The sequence below is a fragment of the Dyella silvae genome, assembly GCF_026421305.1.
Lineage (GTDB): Bacteria > Pseudomonadota > Gammaproteobacteria > Xanthomonadales > Rhodanobacteraceae > Dyella > Dyella silvae.
In genome coordinates this window covers 187,066-206,133 of sequence record NZ_JAPJBQ010000006.1, presented here as the reverse complement: position 1 = coordinate 206,133, position 19,068 = coordinate 187,066, and the positions used below count along the sequence as shown (strand labels likewise).

15 protein-coding genes are annotated in these 19,068 nt (G+C 64.3%); 7 read left to right on the top strand and 8 right to left on the bottom strand.

Annotated elements, in window-relative coordinates:
• Positions 1–45: 45 nt before the first annotated feature.
• From OQE56_RS15095 to def, 4 genes are all read right to left on the bottom strand, one after another.
• Positions 46–1,776, bottom strand: a complete 1,731-nt coding sequence (locus OQE56_RS15095; RefSeq protein ID WP_267225461.1) for an ArnT family glycosyltransferase — start codon at positions 1,774–1,776, stop codon at positions 46–48.
• 81 nt (positions 1,777–1,857) lie between these two features.
• On the bottom strand, positions 1,858–3,153 hold the full coding sequence (gene rsmB, locus OQE56_RS15090; RefSeq protein ID WP_267225460.1) for a 16S rRNA (cytosine(967)-C(5))-methyltransferase RsmB: 1,296 nt from the start codon (positions 3,151–3,153) through the stop codon (positions 1,858–1,860).
• An 89-nt stretch (positions 3,154–3,242) separates the two neighbouring features.
• On the bottom strand, positions 3,243–4,172 hold the full coding sequence (gene fmt / locus OQE56_RS15085) for a methionyl-tRNA formyltransferase (RefSeq protein WP_267225459.1): 930 nt from the start codon (positions 4,170–4,172) through the stop codon (positions 3,243–3,245).
• Complete coding sequence (gene def, locus OQE56_RS15080; protein WP_267225458.1) at positions 4,169–4,678, bottom strand: peptide deformylase; 510 nt, start codon at positions 4,676–4,678, stop codon at positions 4,169–4,171. The genes fmt and def overlap by 4 nt, the downstream gene beginning before the upstream one ends.
• Before the next feature lie 189 nt (positions 4,679–4,867).
• Between def and OQE56_RS15075 the strand changes: the two genes are divergently transcribed.
• The 6 genes from OQE56_RS15075 (at position 4,868) to purD (ending at position 14,251) form a co-directional block, all read left to right on the top strand.
• Positions 4,868–5,995, top strand: a complete 1,128-nt coding sequence (locus OQE56_RS15075) for a LysM peptidoglycan-binding domain-containing protein (protein ID WP_267225457.1) — start codon at positions 4,868–4,870, stop codon at positions 5,993–5,995.
• Positions 5,996–6,076: 81 nt separating this feature from the next.
• Positions 6,077–7,201 carry a DNA-processing protein DprA gene (gene dprA, locus OQE56_RS15070; protein ID WP_267225456.1) on the top strand — a complete coding sequence of 375 codons (1,125 nt, stop codon included), beginning with the start codon at positions 6,077–6,079 and terminating at the stop codon, positions 7,199–7,201.
• A 113-nt stretch (positions 7,202–7,314) separates the two neighbouring features.
• Positions 7,315–9,822, top strand: a complete 2,508-nt coding sequence (locus OQE56_RS15065) for a DNA topoisomerase I (protein WP_267225455.1) — start codon at positions 7,315–7,317, stop codon at positions 9,820–9,822.
• On the top strand, positions 9,823–10,395 hold the full coding sequence (tsaC, locus tag OQE56_RS15060; RefSeq protein WP_267225454.1) for an L-threonylcarbamoyladenylate synthase type 1 TsaC: 573 nt from the start codon (positions 9,823–9,825) through the stop codon (positions 10,393–10,395).
• 191 nt (positions 10,396–10,586) lie between these two features.
• Positions 10,587–11,951 (top strand): AMP-binding protein, encoded by a 1,365-nt coding sequence (locus OQE56_RS15055; RefSeq protein WP_323748587.1) that lies wholly within the window; start codon positions 10,587–10,589, stop codon positions 11,949–11,951.
• Positions 11,952–12,967: 1,016 nt separating this feature from the next.
• Positions 12,968–14,251, top strand: coding sequence for a phosphoribosylamine--glycine ligase (purD, locus tag OQE56_RS15050; RefSeq protein ID WP_267225453.1), 1,284 nt, complete (start codon positions 12,968–12,970; stop codon positions 14,249–14,251).
• A gap of 94 nt (positions 14,252–14,345) precedes the next feature.
• On the opposite strand, the gene OQE56_RS15045 is transcribed toward purD, so the two are convergent.
• The 4 genes from OQE56_RS15045 to OQE56_RS15030 form a co-directional block, all read right to left on the bottom strand.
• Positions 14,346–15,236: a nuclear transport factor 2 family protein gene (locus OQE56_RS15045; protein WP_267225452.1), complete on the bottom strand. Its 891-nt coding sequence runs from the start codon at positions 15,234–15,236 to the stop codon at positions 14,346–14,348.
• Positions 15,237–15,297: 61 nt separating this feature from the next.
• Positions 15,298–15,744 carry an SRPBCC family protein gene (locus OQE56_RS15040; RefSeq protein ID WP_267225451.1) on the bottom strand — a complete coding sequence of 149 codons (447 nt, stop codon included), beginning with the start codon at positions 15,742–15,744 and terminating at the stop codon, positions 15,298–15,300.
• Positions 15,745–15,821: 77 nt separating this feature from the next.
• A complete protein-coding gene (locus OQE56_RS15035; protein WP_267225450.1) occupies positions 15,822–16,469 on the bottom strand; it encodes a dihydrofolate reductase family protein in 648 nt (215 codons plus the stop codon).
• Positions 16,470–16,504: 35 nt separating this feature from the next.
• The gene (locus OQE56_RS15030) at positions 16,505–16,987 is read right to left on the bottom strand and encodes a GNAT family N-acetyltransferase (RefSeq protein ID WP_267225449.1); all 483 of its coding nucleotides are present in this window, start codon (positions 16,985–16,987) and stop codon (positions 16,505–16,507) included.
• Positions 16,988–17,164: 177 nt separating this feature from the next.
• On the opposite strand from OQE56_RS15030, the gene OQE56_RS15025 reads away from it, so the two are divergent.
• On the top strand, positions 17,165–19,039 hold the full coding sequence (locus OQE56_RS15025; RefSeq protein WP_267225448.1) for an MFS transporter: 1,875 nt from the start codon (positions 17,165–17,167) through the stop codon (positions 19,037–19,039).
• Positions 19,040–19,068: the final 29 nt, after the last annotated feature.

Genomic DNA, 19,068 nt, shown 5'->3' with positions numbered 1-19,068 from the left:
CATCCCGATCTGGAGCGGTATGACGAGTAGAAGCACGGAGCGGACTCAGTCCTCCAGCGCTGCCTGAGGCACGCGGTCGACACTCTGGTCGGGCACGCAGCCCGGCACGACGGCATCGGCCTTGAACATCCACCATTCGCGGCGATTGGCGTGGCCCAGGCTCACGGCCTTGCTGCGATCCACGCACTGTCCCATCACCGGATCCAGTGCGAACAGCCAGCGATGAGCGGGATCCTGTGCCTGCCACGTCACTGCGGCGGCGTACTGGTCGTGCCACGGCTGGGTGAAGCCGAAGTCGGTGGCCGGGCGGTCAAGCATCAGCAGGTTTTGCTCCTTCCACGCCACCATGCCCAGCTCGTCGCCGGGGGCGAGGTGTTCACGCACTTCCTGCATCAGGCCGGCGGCCGAGCTGGAGTCGTTGAGAATGGGATAAGCCCACAAACTCCACACCAGCCACATCGCTGCCATGCCACCCGCCACGGCGGTGACGGCGTGGCGCACCCGCAGCGTGGCGATCAACAGCAGCTGGATGGCGCCGATGGTGACGAACATCCACCACAGCGCGTGACCACCATCGTCGAAGCCGCGTGCGGTAGCGAACTCACTGGCAAACTTCGGGTGTGCCATCAGGGCCGCGCTGCCAACGCCCAGCATGGCCGTACCCATCACACCGATAAAGAGCAGGCCGGCGACGCGCAGCCAGCGCTTCTGCAGCAGTTCGCCGAGATACGGCGCGGACACCAACGCCAACATCGGCAGCGCCGGCATGATGTAGACGTCGCGCTTGCCTTTGGGAATCGAGAAGAACACCAGCAGCAACGCAATCCAGACCAGCGGCAACAGCACGCGGGCGTCCTTTGCCTTCAACGCGCGCCACCAGTGCGGCAGCGTGCCTGGATAGGTCAGCGACAACGGCAGCCAGGTGAACAGCACGATGGGGACATAGAACAGCGCGGAATGATGGTGATCCCACGACTTGCCATAACGTCCGGCGGTCTGATGGAACAGGATGTCGCTAACGTAGGTCGCGTAGGCCGGATCGCTGGCATGCGCTTTCGCACCAAGCAACATCGGCACCAGCCACAGCGCCATCGCGGAAAGCAGGGCCACCAGGCCCAGCGACCAGCGCCACCATGCGCCGGCGCCCATGCGAGCCACGCCATCCCATTGCCAACGCACAGCAAACACATAAGGGATGAGCAGCAGCAGCGAGAGAATGCCGACGCCCTTGGTGATGATCCCCAGGCCCGCGCAGAAACAACCGAACCAGAAGGCCCGCCAGCACGGTCCTTTCAACAGATGTATCAGCAGGCCCCAGTTCGCGGCGGTGATGTAGAACATCACCAGCGGATCGATCTGCGCGCGCTTGGTCTGGTAGATGAACTGGAACGTGATCAACAGCGCGGAAGCGGCATACAGGCCCGTTTGCCGGTTCCACAGGCGCCGCCCAAGGTCGTAAACCAGCACCAGACAACCCAGCGCCGCCAGCAGCGACGGCAGCAGGAAAGCGATGCGCCAGCTGCCGATCACGGTGTAGCTGGCGGCCTCCAGCCAGAACAGCATCGGCGGTTTGTCCGAATACAACTCGCTGCCGCGATGCGGGAACAGCCAGTCGCCGCTCTCCACCATCTGCTTTGCCGCCAATGCAAAGCGCGGCTCGTCCGATGGCCACGGATCGCGCAGACCCATACCCGCACCGATCACCACCAGGGCGATCAGGAGCAGCAACCAGAAGGTACGGCGTTCCTGCGGAGTGGCTTGGGATGAAGCGAACATACGTGATTCCGGCGCGGCAACGCCGCTTACAAACGAAAGGTGTCGGGCCGGCGCGCTTGTGCCGTGCGTGAGGCGGAGGCGTCAGGCCTTTTCGAGAACGGCATAGTACATGCCGTCCAGGTCACCATCGCCCGGCAACACTTGCCAGCCCACCGCAGCGGGCCGGCCGATGGGCAGCTCGATCGCCACGGCGCGTGCGTCGGCATGGTGTTCCAGCCACGCGTTCACCACCGCTTCGTTCTCGGCCCTCAGCAGCGAGCAGGTGATGTAGATCATGCGACCGCCGGGCGCGAGCAATGGCCACAGCCCTTCAAGGATGCGGCGCTGCTGCGCTACGAGTGGTGCGATGTCGCTGTCACGGCGGTGCAGGCGCACGTCAGGGCGGCGGCGCAACACGCCGGTGGCCGAGCACGGTGCGTCGATCAGAATACGGTCGAACGGTTTGCCATCCCACCATGCGGCCGGTTCGCCGGCATCGCCCATCACCACGTTGGCCTGCAAGCCAAGACGCTCGAGGTTCTGCGTGATGCGCTGCGCGCGTTTGGCGTCGAACTCCAGTGCTGTCAGCGCGATGTCGGCGCGTTCCAGCAGATGGCAGGCCTTGCCGCCGGGTGCGGCACAGGCGTCCAGCACGCGCTGGCCGTCACGCACATCGGCGAGGTCTGCAGCGATCTGCGCAGCGCCATCCTGTACTGCGAACTCGCCGGTGGCGAAGCCGGGCATGCGGGTCACATCCGCGCTGTGCGGCAGCACGATGGCGTCGGCCAGCCACGCATGTGCATCAACGGTATAGCCGTCCGAACGCAGGCGCTCGATCAGGTTGTCGCGTTCGGTGCGCCGGCGATTGGCGCGCAGCATCAGCGGTGGCTCGACGTTGTCGGCGGCCATCACGGCGTCGGCCTGATCGGGCCAGTCGCGGGCCATGGTTTTCGCCAGCCAGGCGGGATGGGCATGCCGCGTCTGCGGTTTCGCATCGAGCGCTGCCAGCAGTTCGGTGCGTTCGCGTTGCCAGCGGCGCAGCACGGCGTTCACCAGGCCAGCCAGCCGGGGGCGCTGAAGTGAACGCGCTGCCTGCACGGTGGCCGCGACGGCGGCGTAGTCCGGCAACTCAAGAATCTCCAGCTGGACCAGACCCAGCACCAGCAGTGCATGGATGGCCGGCTCCTTCTGACGGAGCGGCTTCTCCAGCAGGCGATCGAGCGCGGCGTCGAACCGCAGCCACCAGCGCGAGCCGTCGCTTAGCAACGCCATCAGCAGTGCACGGTCGCGTGAGTCACCCAGCTTGGGGGCGTAGCGCTCCATGGCGTCGCGAAGCGAAGCGCCGCGAAGCGCGACGTCGGCGAGGGCCTGAGCGGCGATGGCGCGGGTGTCGGTCATAGGGCGAGAAAATAGTGGAGAGGAGTGAGAAGCGAGAGTTAAAGACTGTGCGCGCTTGCTCGTCACTCCGGCCTGCGCCGGAATGACGACTATGATGCGCTGCGGGTCTTCGTGGCGTTGACGTAATCGGCGGCACTGATGCGCTTGCCGCCGGCACGCTGTAGTGCAGTGACGCGCAAGGCGCCTTCACCGCAGGCGACATCGATACCATCGCGGGTCATGGTCAGCACGGTGCCCGGCGCGGTGCCAGGCTGGCCTTCGATGGCGTGCGCAGCCCAGACACGCAAGGTTTCATCGTGGATGTCGCCCTCGGCCACCGGCCACGGATCGAACGCGCGCACCTGGCGTTCCAGCGCCTGGGCCGGCCGGGAGAAGTCCAGTCGCGCCTCGGCTTTGTCCAGCTTGTGGGCGTAGGTGACGCCCTCTTCCGGCTGCGGTCGCGGCAGCAGCGTTTCTCCCGCCATCACACGCGACAGGCCTTCCGCCAACACCTCGGCGCCCAGCGCAGCAAGGCGGTCGTGCAACGAGCCGCCGGTATCGTCGCGGCCGATCGGCGTGCGTCGTTCCAGCAGGACGGGGCCGGTATCGAGCCCGGCCTCCATCTGCATCAGATCCACGCCGCTTTCGGCATCGCCGGCGAGAATGGCGCGCTGGATGGGCGCCGCGCCGCGCCAGCGCGGCAGCAGGCTGGCATGGACGTTCCAGCAGCCCAGCCGGGGAATGGCCAACACCTTGCGCGGCAGGATCAGGCCATACGCCACCACGATCATCAGATCCGGCGCGTAGGCCGCCAGCGTGGCGCGTGCGTCTTCCGATTTCAGCGATTCGGGCTGTTCGACGGGAATGCCGGCGGCCAGCGCGGCCTGCTTGACCGGGCTGGGCGTCAGCTTGCGGCCACGGCCGGCGGGGCGGTCTGGCTGGGTATAGACGGCCACCACCTCGGCGCCGCTGGCGCGGCACGCTTCAAGGCAGGGTACGGAAAAGTCGGGGGTGCCCGCGAAGACAACGCGGAGCTTCAAGCGCTGGCCGCCTGCTTGCGCTGCTTATCCATGCGCTTGAGCAGCATGGAACGCTTGAGCGGCGACAGGTAGTCCACGAACACCTTGCCGGCCAGATGGTCCATCTCATGCTGGATGCACACGGCGAGCGGGCCTTCAAAATCCATCACGACCTCGTTGCCGTCCACGTCATGCGCCTTCACCTTCACTTTCAGGGCGCGGGCAACGTCGGCATAGATGCCCGGGAACGACAGGCAGCCTTCCTGATACACCTGCGCCCCGTCCTTTTCGAGGATCTGCGCGTTGATGAGCACCAGCGGCTGGTTGCGCTCGTCGCTCATGTCGGCCACCAGCACTTGCTGGTGCACGTTGACCTGGGTGGCGGCCAGGCCCACGCCATTGGCCGCATACATGGTCTCGAACATGTCGGCCACGAACTGCTTGAGTTCGGCGTCGAATACGCGCACGGGCTCGGCCTTGGTGCGCAGGCGGGGGTCGGGGAATTCGAGAATGGTCAACACGGACATGGCTTTTACCTCAGCGCCAAAAGTGCGGGCGAGTCGGTGAAAACCAAGCCGCGGCGCGATCTAGAATGGGCCTCATTGTACGCCGCCAAGCCCCCGTCTGGCATGCCGTTTTGCCAACTGGACACGGTTGCGTGAACAAGTTGTTCGGTTACACTCGCCCGAGCGTCGGGGGATGGGGGATTCCCGTTTATGATCAGAAAGTCCATTGGGCTGCTGGCCGGCATGCTGGTCACAGTCGCTGTTTATGCTGCGGGTGCGCAATTGCGTGCCGATCACCCCGATACCTATACGGTGAAAAAGGGCGATACGCTCTGGGCGATTTCCGCACGTTTCCTTTCCAAGCCGTGGCTGTGGCCGGAGATCTGGCAGGCGAACCCGCAGGTGCAGAATCCGCACCTGATTTACCCGGGTGACGTGCTCAATCTTTCCTTCGTCAACGGTCCGCGCCTTGGCTTGCAGCCGCGCGTACGCACGGAGGGTGAGGCTGTTCCGGCGATTCCGCTGGCGAAGCTGCAGACCTTCCTGAAGGAAATGCGCGTACTCGACTCCAACGAGGTCTCCGCGTTGCCCTATGTGGTGGGCTTCGAAGAGGCGGACCTGCGTGGTACGCCCGGCAAGAACGTCTATGTGCGTCATCTCGATGCGCAGCCGGGTCAGCGCTTCGTGATCGTGCGTCCGACCCAGGTGTTCCGTAACTTCAACGAGAGCAAGGGCCGGGATAATGGCGCTGACCTGGTCGGGCATCCGCTCGACAGCGATGTGTCCATGATCCAGACGCCGTGGAAGGAAGACTTCCGCGCTGACGGCCATTACGGGCGCGGCAAGGAAATCGGCACGGAAGTGAGCGTCATCGGCACCGCCGAGGTGCTTCGTACCGGCGATCCTTCCACCCTGCTCCTGCTGGATTCCACCATGGAAATCCGCAAGGGCGATCGCATCATGCCGATCGACGACAAGCCGTACGATCCCTACTACTACCCCCATGCGCCGAAGTCGGTGCCCGGCAATGCTCGCGTGATTGCCTTCACCGATGCCTACGATGCCGTGGGTCCGCACCAGGTAGTGGCGCTGAATATCGGCGCGCAGGATGGCGTCGAGAATGGCCAGACCTACTCGATCTACCAGCCGGGCGAAGACATTCCCGATGACGTCGCGCATAACAGCTGGAACCGCGGTACCGGCACCACGGTGACGCTGCCGCAGGAGTTCGTGGGCCACGTGATGGTGTTCCGCACCTTCGACCGCGTGAGCTACGGCCTGATCATGGACGGCCTGCGCCCGGTGCATAAGCACGACAAGCTCGAACTGCCGGAATAATCACACGGCGGCAGAGGACGACAGAACGGCGCGGTGATCACCGCGCCGTTTCTTTTTGGGCCCCGCCTAGGCTTGGCGGCCATGAACGAACTGGAACGTTATCGCCCCTGGCTGATCCTCCTGCGCACGCCGGGCATGGGCCCCGGTGGCTTGCGCGAACAGCTGGCGGCGCATGGAGGAGACATCCATGCCGTACTGGCCGCGTTGCAGGCACGCGCCCAGACACTTCGCGACCCCGCGCGCCGATGGCTGCGGCAGCCCGACGAACGGCGCCTGGCTGACGACATGGCCTGGCTGGCCGCGCCCGGTCACCGGTTACTGCTGTGTACGGACGAGGACTTCCCGCCGCTGCTGGAGGCGATCCCTCAGCCTCCGGCGGCCTTGTTCGTGGCAGGCGACGCCAGCCTGCTGCTCCACCCCCAGGTGGCCATCGTGGGCGCCCGTGCGGCCACGCTGAGCGGATGCACCCACGCGCGAGCATTTGCGCAGGCGCTGGGCATGGCCGGTTTCACCATCACCAGCGGTATGGCCGACGGCATCGATGGCGCCGCGCATGTGGCTGCTCTGGATGCCGACCTGCCCACCGTCGCGGTGATCGGTACCGGGCCGGATCGGGTCTACCCCAGCAAGCACCATGCGCTGGCGCGCAGGCTGGCATCGCATGGGGCGATGGTGAGCGAGTTTCCCCCGGGCACGGCTGCCCGTGCGGACCACTTTCCGCGCCGCAACCGCATCATCTCGGGCCTCTCTCTGGGCACCCTGGTGGTCGAGGCGGGGCTGGAGTCCGGCTCGTTGATTACGGCCCGGCTTGCCGCCGAGCAGGGACGCGAGGTGTTCGCCTTGCCCGGTTCCATTCATAATCCGCTTGCCCAAGGCTGCCACCGGCTGATTCGCGATGGCGCACGGCTGGTTGAGACGGCAGGCGAAATGGTTGAGATACTGGCGCCTGCGGCCGTCTCACTCGGACGTGAGCTGGCCAGCCGGCTGGAGCTGGCGGGGTCTGTAGCGGGTGATCCGCCCCCTATGGCTGACCCGGAAAGCCAAGACCTGCTCAATGCGCTCGGCCATGGGCCGATAGCGCTCGATGAGCTGGCGGCATCGACCGGGCGGGCTGTCGCAGACCTGACATCGGCCTTGTTGATGCTGGAGCTGGAGGGCCGGGTCGAAGCATTGCCTGGCAATCGTTATCAGCGCCTTCCGGGTTGACCGGGAGCGCGTTTTCACATGGTCCAGCTTGACGCCGTCCAGCCGCCATGCCTTTAACTAAATAAGAAGCCGGCCCGGACGGGCATGGCCACAGATGGCGGATACCGAGTTTCATGGCAAAAAACCTGCTTATCGTCGAGTCACCGGCCAAGGCCAAGACGATCAACAAATACCTCGGCAAGGATTTCCAGGTCCTGGCCTCCTACGGTCACGTGCGTGACCTGAAGCCGAAGGAAGGGGCGGTGGATCCCGATAACGGCTTTGCCATGGCCTACGAGGTGATCGATCGCAACGAGAAGCACGTCGATGCCATCGCCAAGGCGGCCAAGGTGGCCGACGACATCTATCTCGCGACCGACTTGGATCGCGAAGGTGAGGCGATCTCCTGGCATATCAGCGAGATCCTGAAAGAGCGCGGGCTCACCAAGGGCAAGCAGCTCCATCGCGTGGTGTTCTCCGAGATCACCCCGAAGGCGATCAAGGCCGCCGTAGCCAGTCCGCGCCAGCTCTCGCTGGACATGGTCGATGCGCAGCAGGCGCGTCGTGCGCTGGATTACCTGGTGGGCTTCAACCTGTCGCCGGTGCTGTGGCGCAAGGTGCAGCGCGGCCTTTCCGCCGGCCGCGTGCAGTCGCCGGCGCTGCGCATGATCGTGGAGCGCGAGGAAGAGATCGAAGCCTTCAAGGCACGCGAGTACTGGACCATCGAGGCCTCGCTGCGCCATCCCGAGGGTGACTTCACCGCCCGGCTCACCAAGCTCAACGGCAAGAAGTTCGAGCAGTTCGACCTCACCAACGAGCACGACGCGCTGGCGGCCCGTCACGCCCTGAGCCAGGCGGCGCGTGGCCACCTCACGGTCAGCGAGGTCGGCAGCAAGGAGCGCAAGCGCCGTCCGGCGCCGCCCTTCACCACGTCCACGCTGCAACAGGAAGCCGCGCGCAAGCTCGGCTTCTCCACCAGCCGCACGATGAAGGTGGCCCAGGGCCTGTACGAAGGCGTGTCGCTCGGCAGCGAAGGCAACGTCGGTCTGATTACCTACATGCGTACCGACTCGGTCGCCCTTTCCGAGGACGCCGTGGGTGAGCTGCGCCAGCTCATCACGCGCGATTTCGGCGCCAAGGCGCTGCCGGATCACGCACAGGTCTACAAATCCAAGTCCAAGAACGCCCAGGAAGCGCACGAAGCGATTCGTCCCACCTCGGCCATGCGCTCGCCGCGCGAGGTGGCATCGTTCCTCAACGACGAGCAGCGCAAGCTGTACGAGTTGATCTGGAAGCGCACGGTCGCCTGCCAGATGATCCACGCCACGCTCAACACCGTGTCGGTGGACTTCGCCGTGCCGCACGTGCATGGCGGTGACGCGTCGTTCCGCTCTACCGGTACCACCGTGGTCGATCCGGGCTTCCTTGCCGTGTACGAAGAAGGCCGCGACCAGAAGACGGCGGAAGACGAAGACGAAGGCCGTCGCCTGCCCAAGCTGGACGTGGGCGAGCGCGTGGCGTTGCAAGACATTCTGGCCGACCAGCACTTCACCGAACCGCCGCCGCGCTATTCCGAAGCGAGTCTGGTGAAGACGCTGGAGGAATATGGCATCGGCCGTCCGTCGACCTACGCCAGCATCATCCAGGTGCTGCTGAACCGCGAGTACGTGTTCCTCGACAGCCGCCGCTTCAAGCCCACCGACGTGGGCCGTGCGGTGAGTAAATTCCTCACCTCGCACTTCACCCGCTACGTCGACTACGACTTCACCGCCAAGCTCGAAGACGAGCTCGACGCGGTGAGCCGTGGCGAGGAAGCGTGGGTACCGCTGATGGAGCGCTTCTGGCAGCCGTTCAAGCAGCAGGTGGACGAGAAGACCGAATCGGTCGACCGCAGCGAAGCCACCGGCGCGCGCGAGCTGGGCAGCGATCCGAAAACCGGCAAGCCCATATCGGTGCGTCTCGGCCGCTACGGGCCGTATGCGCAGATCGGCGACAAGGACACGGACGAAAAGCTGCAGTTCGCCAGCCTGCGCCCTGGCCAGAGCATGCACACCATCACGCTGGAAGAGGCGCTGGAGCTGTTCAAGCTGCCGCGCAAGCTCGGCCAGACGGAGAACGGTGACGAAGTCTCGGTGGGTGTCGGCCGCTTCGGTCCGTTCGTGAAGCAGGGCAGCACCTATGCCTCGCTCAAGGCGGAAGACGATCCGTACACCATCGAGCTGCCGCGTGCCCTGCAGATCGTGCAGGAAAAGCTGGAGATGATTGCCAACCGCACCATCAAGGATTTCGGCAACGGCGTGCAGGTGCTTAACGGCCGCTTCGGTCCGTACATCACCGATGGCGAAAAGAACGCGCGCATTCCCAAGGACCAGGAGCCGAAAGACCTGACCGAGGCGCAGTGCATCGAACTGCTCGCGGCGGCTCCGGTCAAGAAGGGTCGCGGTGCGTTCAAGAAGGCAGCGGCCAAGAAAGCCCCGGCGGCCAAGAAGGCGACCGCCAAGACCGCCACCAAGAAAGCCGCAGTGAAAAAGACCGCGGCCAAGAAGGCGCCGGCAAAGAAGGCCGCTGCGAAGAAAGCTACGGCCAAGACCGCGACGAAGAAAGCGACCGCCAAGAAGGCCCCGGCCAAGGCCGCCACCTGAGTGGCTAAGCGCTTCACGCTGGCCGAGCTCGACGCCGCCGCAGCGCTATTGCGCCAGGGCGGCGTGCTGGCTTATCCCACCGAGGCCGTCTTCGGTCTTGGTTGCGACCCGCACGACCGCGTGGCGTTTGAGCGGCTGTTTGCGCTCAAGCAGCGCCCGCCCACGCAGGGCGTGTTGCTGATCGCGGCGGATTTCGCACAAGTGGAGCGCTACATCGACCTCGCTGCCGTGCCGGCCGAGGTGCTGACGCAGGTTCAGGCCAGCTGGCCCGGGCCCTACACCTGGATCTTTCCCCGCTCCTCCGACGTGCCTGCCTGGGTGGCTGGCGCGCATGCGGGGATCGCCCTGCGCGTGACTGCTCACGAGCCGGCAGCCGCACTGTGCCGGGCCTTCGGCGGTGCCCTCGTATCCACCAGCGCCAATCCGCATGGCGAGCCGTCCGCGCGCTCGGCGGCGACGGTCGAGAGCTACTTCGGCGCCGCGCTGGATGGCCTGCTCGACGCCCCGCTGGGCGACCAGCAGCGCCCCTCGGTCATACGCGACGCCCTTTCCGGCGCTATTATTCGCGGCTGACAGGGGCCAGACGCCCTGCCCGGCGTAACGGGCAGGATGAATGGTTTCAGCACGCCACGAAGCCCCGGTAGGGGCCGATTCAGTGGCTACCCCGAGGATAAGTGGGGATCCTCGCGGGCCCTCTTCATCGTCCGCAAGCCGACCCAGCGCGAGCTGGATCGACAGACTGATTGCAGTTGCCGGAGAACACCTTGGCCATTGTTTTTGAAAACTACCAGCTCAACCGGGAGGCCCAGGGCCTGCCGCTGCTGGTGGCGGGCGATCCGCAGCGCACGCTGGCGTGGCGCAACGGCGAGCCGGTGAGTGCTGCGCGCTTTCTTGCCCATGTGCAGGAGATCGCCGCGCAGCTGCCGCCGGCGATGACGGCCGTGAACCTGTGCGAAGACCGTTACGCCTTTCTGGTCGCCTTCTGCGCGATCGCGTTGCGCGGCCAGGCCAACCTGCTACCTCCCTCGCGCGCGCCGCAGGCCGTGGCAGAAGTGATGGCAACGCATCCGGGTTGCTACGCCGTCGGCGAGCTGCCGCTGGATCCATCGCCGCCGCACTACCACCATTTGCCAGCGCTGCTGGACACGCCACCGACCGGCGCCGTGTTCGACGCCCCGGCCATTCCGGCGGATCAGGTGGTGGCGATTGGCTATACCTCCGGGTCCACCGGTGTGCCCAAGGGCAACCTGAAGACCTGGGGCAGCTTCAACGCCAGCAATGCGGGCAATCTGCGCATGCTGCATGCGGCGGTGGGCAGCGATTTCCACGTAGTCGCCACCGTGCCGCCCCAGCACATGTTCGGCATGGAAATGTCGGTGCTGCTGCCGCTGCTCGACAACGTGAGCGTGCATGCAGGGCGCCCGTTCTTCCCGGCCGACGTGGCCACGGCGCTGGCTGATGTGCCCGCGCCTCGCGTACTGGTGACGACACCGGTGCATCTGCGGGCGTTGATCGAATCGGGGGTCGCTTTGCCGCCAATGGCTGCGATGGTGTCGGCCACCGCGCCGATGCCCGTGGAGCTGGCGCAGGCAGCCGAGGCTCGCTACGGCGCGCCCATGCTGGAAGTGTTTGGCTCAACCGAAACCTGCGTTTTCGCCAGTCGCCGCACCGCCACCGACGAGGCATGGGCCTTGTACGACGACGTGCAACTGCATCCGCAGCCTGATGGCACCCAGGTGCGGGCGCCACAACTGGACCAGCCCATGACGCTGGCGGATATCGTGACCCTGCACGACGGTGGCCGCAGCTTCCGCTTGTGCGGGCGTCATGCGGACATGCTGGAGATTGCCGGCAAGCGCGCTTCGCTGGGCGATCTCACTCGCCGCCTGCTGGCGATTCCGGGCGTGAAGGATGGCGTGGTGTTTCAGCTCAATGGTGGCGATGCGCTTGGCGTACACCGCATCGCGGCGCTGGCCGTGGCGCCGGGGCTGGACGAGCACGCAATTCTCGATGGACTGCGTGCGTCGGTGGATCCGGTGTTTTTGCCGCGTCCGCTTAAGTTAGTGAATCGCTTGCCGCGCAACGAAACGGGCAAGTTGCCTCGCGCGGCGATGCTGGCGCTGCTATAGCCCGCTTTTTCTCCCTCTCCCCTCCGGGGAGAGGGTTGGGGTGAGGGGTGGGTGCTCGCGGGAACGTTCATTCCCCTCACCGTCATCCCGGCGCAGGCCGGGATCCAGAGCCTCGGTGTTTGGTTTTAGCGATACCGCCAGCGTGCCGCCTACGCAGCGGGCGTTTCGACCTCCTGCCGGAGGCCGAGTCACTTTTCTTTTGCTGGCCCAAAAGAAAAGTAACCCAAAGAAAATGGCCTGAAGAGCTGGCAGCATTGCGCAGGGATAAGCCCGAACGCGCGAGGCGCGTTGTTGCTTGGGAACCTCCGCCGCTACACAGCGGGTACTTCCAAGCGCTTCGCAACGCGCCGATGCGAAGAGGACTTAAAGCAGGTATTCGCTACGCTTCCCGACCGAAAAGGCGAGGAAAAGGGGACGCTACGCTTCCCGACCGTCGTGGAGAACTCGCTGCATAACGGTGCGCCCGGTTGCACTGATCCAGGCGCAACGCGACCTGCCGCGACGCGATGTGCAGCGCAGCTGCACGAGCCGTGCGCTTGGGGCTTTTGACCTTCGGGCCCCCTGTGCGGCGGTGAGGGGTGGACGATCAGGCCCCGTAGGGGTGCCTGGCAGGACGCCAGGCACTTTTCGTCGGGGCAGGAGCCCCGTCGAAAAGCCCGGCCGCCCCTCACGGACTGGCCCGCTTCACCGGCCAGCGCCAAGCGGGGGTGCCGTTTCTTTTGGTTACTTTTCTTTGGGCAAGCAAAGAAAAGTGACCCGGCGATCGGCAGATCGTCGGAAGCCCGCCGCAGGCGAGCCAGATCGCCGTATCGCAAAAACCAAACACCGATGCTCTGGACCCCGGCCTGCGCCGGGGTGACGGTCCAAACGGTGAGGCGAGCACCCGCCAAACCGCACACCAAACCCGCCGTCAGCCTGAAGCACCCCCGCCATGCTGCGCTGCGAAATCCCCGTACGCCCCTTACAATGCCCCATTGCGCCAGCCCCGGCGCACCTCATCGGCAGTTGGAGTCCCCATGAAAGTCCTGGTCATTGGCAGCGGCGGGCGTGAACACGCGCTGGCGTGGAAGCTCAAGCAATCCCCCCGCGTCAGCGAAGTGATCGTGGCTCCCGGCAACGCCGGCACGGCGCGCGAGAAAGGCCTGCGCAACGCCAATGTGGCGGTTACCGATCTGGACGGCCTGCTGAAGCTGGCCAGGGACGAGAAGATCGAACTCACCGTGGTGGGACCCGAAGTGCCGCTGGTAGCCGGCCTGGTCGACAAGTTCCGTGCCGCCGGCCTGCGCTGCTTCGGTCCGCGCGCCATCGCCGCGCAGTTGGAAGGCTCCAAGGCGTTTGCCAAGGACTTCCTGCAGCGCCACAACATCCCCACCGCGCGCTACGCGGTGTTCACCGAGCTCAACCCTGCGCTGGCCTATGTGCGCAAACACGGCGCGCCCATCGTCATCAAGGCGGACGGCCTGGCGGCGGGCAAGGGCGTGGTAGTGGCGTTGACGCTGGCGGATGCCGAACAGGCGCTGCATGACATGTTGGGTGCGCACCAGTTTGGCGATGCATCGGCCCGTGTCGTCATCGAAGAATTCCTCGACGGCGAAGAAGCCAGCTACATCGTGATGAGCGATGGCCAGCACGCGCTGCCCATGGCGAGCAGCCAGGACCACAAGCGCCGCGACGAAGGTGACATGGGTCCCAACACCGGTGGCATGGGCGCTTATTCGCCCGCGCCGGTCGTTACGCCCGAGGTCGAGAAGCGCATTCTCAAGGAAGTGATCGAACCTACCCTGCATGGCATGGCCATGGAGGGCGCGCCCTTCATTGGTTTCCTCTACGCGGGCCTGATGATCGACAAGAGCGGCGCCCCCAAGGTCATCGAGTTCAACGTGCGCTTTGGCGATCCGGAAACGCAGCCCATCATGCTGCGCCTGAAGTCCGATCTGGTTGATCTCATCGAAGCAGCGCTCGACGGCGAATTGCATCACACCCACGTGCAGTGGGATGCGCGTCCGTCACTGGGCGTGGTGATGGCGGCTGGCGGTTATCCGGGCAAGGTGCGCAACGGTGATGTCATCACCGGCCTGGATGGCGATTTCGGACCCGACGTGAAGGTGTTCCACGCAGGCACCCAGCTCGATGCGCAAGGTGATGTCGTGACCGCCGGCGGTCGCGTACTCACCGTATGCGCGCTCGGCAAGGACATTACCGCCGCCCGTGAGCATGCCTATGCCGCGGTCGGCAAGATTCACTACGAGGGCGCCTTCTGCCGTCGTGATATCGCTCATCGCGCCCTGCATCGCGGCTGAGCCTGTTGACCCCGCGCCCTAGGGGCGCGGGTAAGCCATCTAAGGGTGGTAAAGGGCGTGTGTTCGCGAAACCGTATCAAAGAAGCGAGGCTGCTTAGCCTCGCTCCGCCATTTCCTTCAACGCGCGCAAGACATCCCCAAAGTCACCGGTCACCATGGGGCCGATCTCTTCCGCATCCGGTCCAGTGATACGCGTGCTGTAGACCACGCGCGATTGTCCGGAAGCCTGCGACTCGATCCGGTGCTCCACGATGACGCGCGTGTCATCGACGACCGTCTCATCCGTGAAACCCGTGTGCTCCTGCACGTCGATCAGGGTGCTGACGAATGCGTCCATACCCGGTGGCTGCATCGTGAAGGTGGCACCTGTCGTAAACGGTCCATGCAGTTCGATACGCTCGATACCTGCATTCCATGACTTCCAGCCCGGCACATCCGCAAACAGCCGCCAAATGCGCGCAGGCGTGGCGGTGATGTCGATGCTCTCCTCATGTGTCCACATGACGGCTCCTTGTGTCTGAGTGGATAGGTGTGGTGTCGAACACTTTGTGGCGTCCTTGTAGTGAATCTCGGCTTTCAGCGTGGACGGATCCACCGGCGCCGATGTGTGCTCATGCACGATCCGCCAGGTTCCTTGAGAACGCTTCAAGGTCATGGTCAGCCGGTTGCTGAGCGAGCGCAGCGGTGTCCCTTCTGGCGAGAACGCCGCATAGGTCACGATGGCATGCCCGACGGCAAGCTCGTCACTGGCCAGCGAGCTTGCATCCCTGAAGCTGACAACCACCTGCTCCGAGCCGACCGAGGAAAACCATTCGCCGATTGCGTGTCGCCATGAAGCGACACCGCGCATGGCCCACGTGCCCCACAGGTCGAAGACGACCACGTTGTCGTCATACAGGGAGACAAAGGCATTGACGTCTTTCGCGAGCACCGCTGCCTTGTAGGCATCGATGACTTGCGCAAAGGGATCCATCTGAGTGCTCACGCGCTCTCTCCGTTTGAATGCGTTTCGGATAACTGGCCAGGTAACCGGCGCTGGATGTGCATCAATCCTTGATGTCTGGCTCGACCAGCTGCGCCAGGTGAACCAGCGACTCCTGCCAGCCCATGTAACAGGCTTCGGTGGGAATGACGGCAGGAATACCTTCCTGCACGATCGTCAGCTCTGTGCCGCAGAACACCTGCTTCAAGGTGACGGTGGTCTGCATGTCACCGGGTAGGTTCGGATCGTCGAAAGTGCAGGAGTACCGAATGCGCTCATACGGTTGCAGCTCAAGGTAGGTACCGCCGAACGTGTGGCCATGGCTGGTGGTGAAGTTGGTGAACGACATGCGGTAGGTCCCGCCCACCGTGGGTTCCAGGTGGTGCACCTTGCCGGTGAATCCGTTGGGCGGAAGCCAGCGCGCCATGGCATCGGGGTCCAGGAACGCTTTGTAGATTTTCTCGGGCGACGTGCGGAGTACGCGGTGCAGGTTGACAGTATTGGTAGTCACAAGATGGCCCTCATGCGCAAAGTGAACGTGTTGCCTTTATCCGACGATGGGACCATAACGAATTCGACATGCCCGAATCAGAGGCGTTTGCGGAGAAAAGCGTGCGTCGCTCGCTCGCCGGGCACCCAGTCAAAGCACTCATAGCCGAGCGCGTGTAAATCAAGGCCCTGCATCAGATGCTCGCCTTTGCCTAGCAGAACGGGCTGGATGGCCAGGTGCAGTTCGTCGATCAATCCGTCGCGCAAGTATTGGCGGATCGTGGATACGCCACCGCCAAGTCGAACGTCGAGGCCACCCGCCGCGGCCTTGGCTTGTTCGAGCGCCACGTGAATACCTTCCGTGACAAAGTGAAAGACGGTGCCGCCAGCCATCGTCAATGACGGCCTCGGGTGATGTGTAAGCACGAAGACCGGCACGTGATACGGCGGCTCGTCGCCCCACCAGCCTTGCCAGCTTTCATCCGGCCATGGGCCCCGCACCGGACCAAACATATTGCGCCCGATGATCCACGCGCCGATGTTGGCAAAACCCTGGGTCACCATGTCGTTGTCGACACCGGTTTCTCCACCATCGCCACCCTGCATTTGCTGCCACAGGCGAGTGGCGAAGAACCACTGCATCAACTCCGGCCCGCGAATTCCCAGCGGGTTCTGCAGGTCCTGATCGGGACCCGCACCGTAGCCATCGAGTGAAACCGCAAAACTCTGGACGCGAAGCTTGGACATATTGACCTCGTCATGACGTGGCCCTGGATGAATGTTCAGGCCGCTAGCGGTAGGGAATAAAAGCGCGTACCGGGTAAATGCCGCGTGTTGTACGGCGGGATTTCAACAAAACCCAGCCGTTGATAGAGCCCTTGTGCCGCGGACATGCTTGCCAGCGTGTCCAGTCGCAATTCCCGGTATCCCGCCGCACGGGACGCCTCAATCACCGACTCAACAAGCCGCTGGCCCAGGCCGAAGCTGCGATAGGCAGGGCGGACATACAGGCGTTTCATCTCGGCTGCATGGTCATCGAGCGGCCGCATGGCAACGCAACCCGCCACCTCCTCGTCGATAAGGGCAACGAGCAGCGCGCCGAAGGGTGGCTTGTAGGGTCCGGGTAGCGCATGCAGTTCAGCGGAGAATCCCTGGTACTCGAGATCCGTGCCGATCATCTCGGCATATTCAAGAAACAGTTCACGGGCCGTGGCGCAAAGCGTGGGGTCTGCCACTTGTTTCAATACAATGCGGGCGGTGGTCACAGCGGCCATTCCTCGTTATCGATCGAGTTGCGGCGGCAAGCACAGAGTGTGCATGGGTTGGGGGCCGCGGCATGCTTCCACGCTGGTCCGGGGCCTGCAAGTGGCATAGGTAGGGGCCCTCATGTGACGGTGCCGTTTTCGCGTTAGGCTTGGCCCGACCTCCCATCAAGACCGCGCATGAGCCAGTTCAAGCTGCTTGGAAGCCGCCGCTTCGCCCCGTTCTTCTGGACCCAGGCGCTCGGTGCGTTCAATGACAACGCATTCCGCAATGCGCTGGTCATGCTGGTGGCCTTCCAGATGGGGCTGAATGACAGAGCGGTGTCGCTCTATACCAATCTCGCGCCGGCATTGTTCATCCTTCCCTATTTCCTGTTCTCGGCCACTGCCGGGCAGCTGGCAGAGAAGTATGAGAAGTCGCGCATCATCCGTTACGTGAAGCTGTTTGAGATCGCGGCCATGGTAATTGCGGCGATCGGCTTCTACACGCACCACACCACGCTGCTGCTGGTGGTGCTGTTTCTGATGGGCTTGCACTCGACCACGTTCGGGCCGATCAAGTACGCGATCCTGCCGCAAGCATTGAAGCCGGAGGAGCTGGTCGGCGGCAACGGCCTGGTGGAGATGGGGACACAGCTGGCCATGCTGATCGGCATGATCGCCGGCAACTCATTGATGCTGATCGCCGGCTACGGTCCGGTGGCGGCATCTGGGGTGACTATATTCATCGCGGTACTCGGTTATCTCGCCAGCCGCCGCATTCCACCTGCGCCCGCAACGGCGCCCGACCTCGTGTTCAACTGGAACCCGCTCACCGAGACGGCACGTGTGCTCGGCATTACGCGTGAGGATCGCCGCGTCTTCAACGCGGTGCTCGGTATTTCCTGGTTCTGGTTTTTCGGCACGGTGCTGGTGGCGCAACTACCCAACTACACACGCATGAATCTGGGCGGTGATGGTTCGGTCAATACACTCGTACTGACGCTGTTTTCCATCGGCACCGGCGTGGGCGCGCTGCTGTGCGAGCGCATGTCGGGCCGGCGCGTCGAAGTGGGGCTGGTGCCGCTGGGTGCCTTCGGACTGACGGCCTTTGGCGTCGACCTGTACTTCGCCCATCCCGGGCTGGCTACGGTGCACGGTCTGGACTGGCTGGGCTTCCTGCGCAGTGCTGGCACATGGCGCGTAGTGCTCGACCTCACGCTGATCGGAGTTTTCAGCGGCTTCTACGTGGTGCCGTTGTTTGCCTATGTGCAGTCGCGCACGCCGCGTGATCGCCTGTCGCGTGTCATCGCCGGCAACAACATCCTCAATGCGCTGTTTATCTGCCTCGCTTCGGGTTTCGGCCTGGCGCTCGGCATGGCGGGTCTCACCGCGGTGCAGATTTTCCTGGCGGCGGCAGTGCTCAACGTGGTGGTGGCGGTTTACATCTTCACGCTGGTGCCCGAATTCCTGATGCGATTCATCACCTGGGTGCTGGTGAATACCTTGTATCGCGTACGCGTGGATGGATTGGAGCAGATTCCGCAGGAGGGTCCGGCGCTGCTGGTATGCAACCACGTGAGCTTCATGGATCCGTTGGTGCTGATGGCGAATTTGCGCCGGCCCGCGCGTTTCGTCATGTACTACAAGATCTTCAACATCCCGGTGTTGAAGTTCGTGTTCCACACGGCCAAGGCCATCCCCATCGCCGGGCAGAAGGAAGACCCTGCCGTATTGCAGCGTGCGTATGAAGACGTGGATGCGGCACTCGCCGATGGCGAGCTCGTGTGCATTTTTCCGGAAGGCGGACTGACGCGCGATGGCGACATCGCTCCTTTCCGGCCCGGCGTGGCGCGCATTCTTGAACGTCGTCCGGTGCCGGTGGTGCCGCTGGCGTTGCGTGGCTTGTGGGGTAGCGTGTGGAGCCGTCGCGACTCGATGCTGCATCGTGCGCGTTTGCCGCGACGCTTTCGTGCACGCGTCGAGCTGGTGGCAGGCGCACCTATGGCGCCGACGGATGCGCGTATGCCGGCGTTGGAGGCGCGGGTGCGCGAGTTGCGCGGGGATTTCGCCTGAACCTCGCGAGAGACGCGATGTTCAGGCCG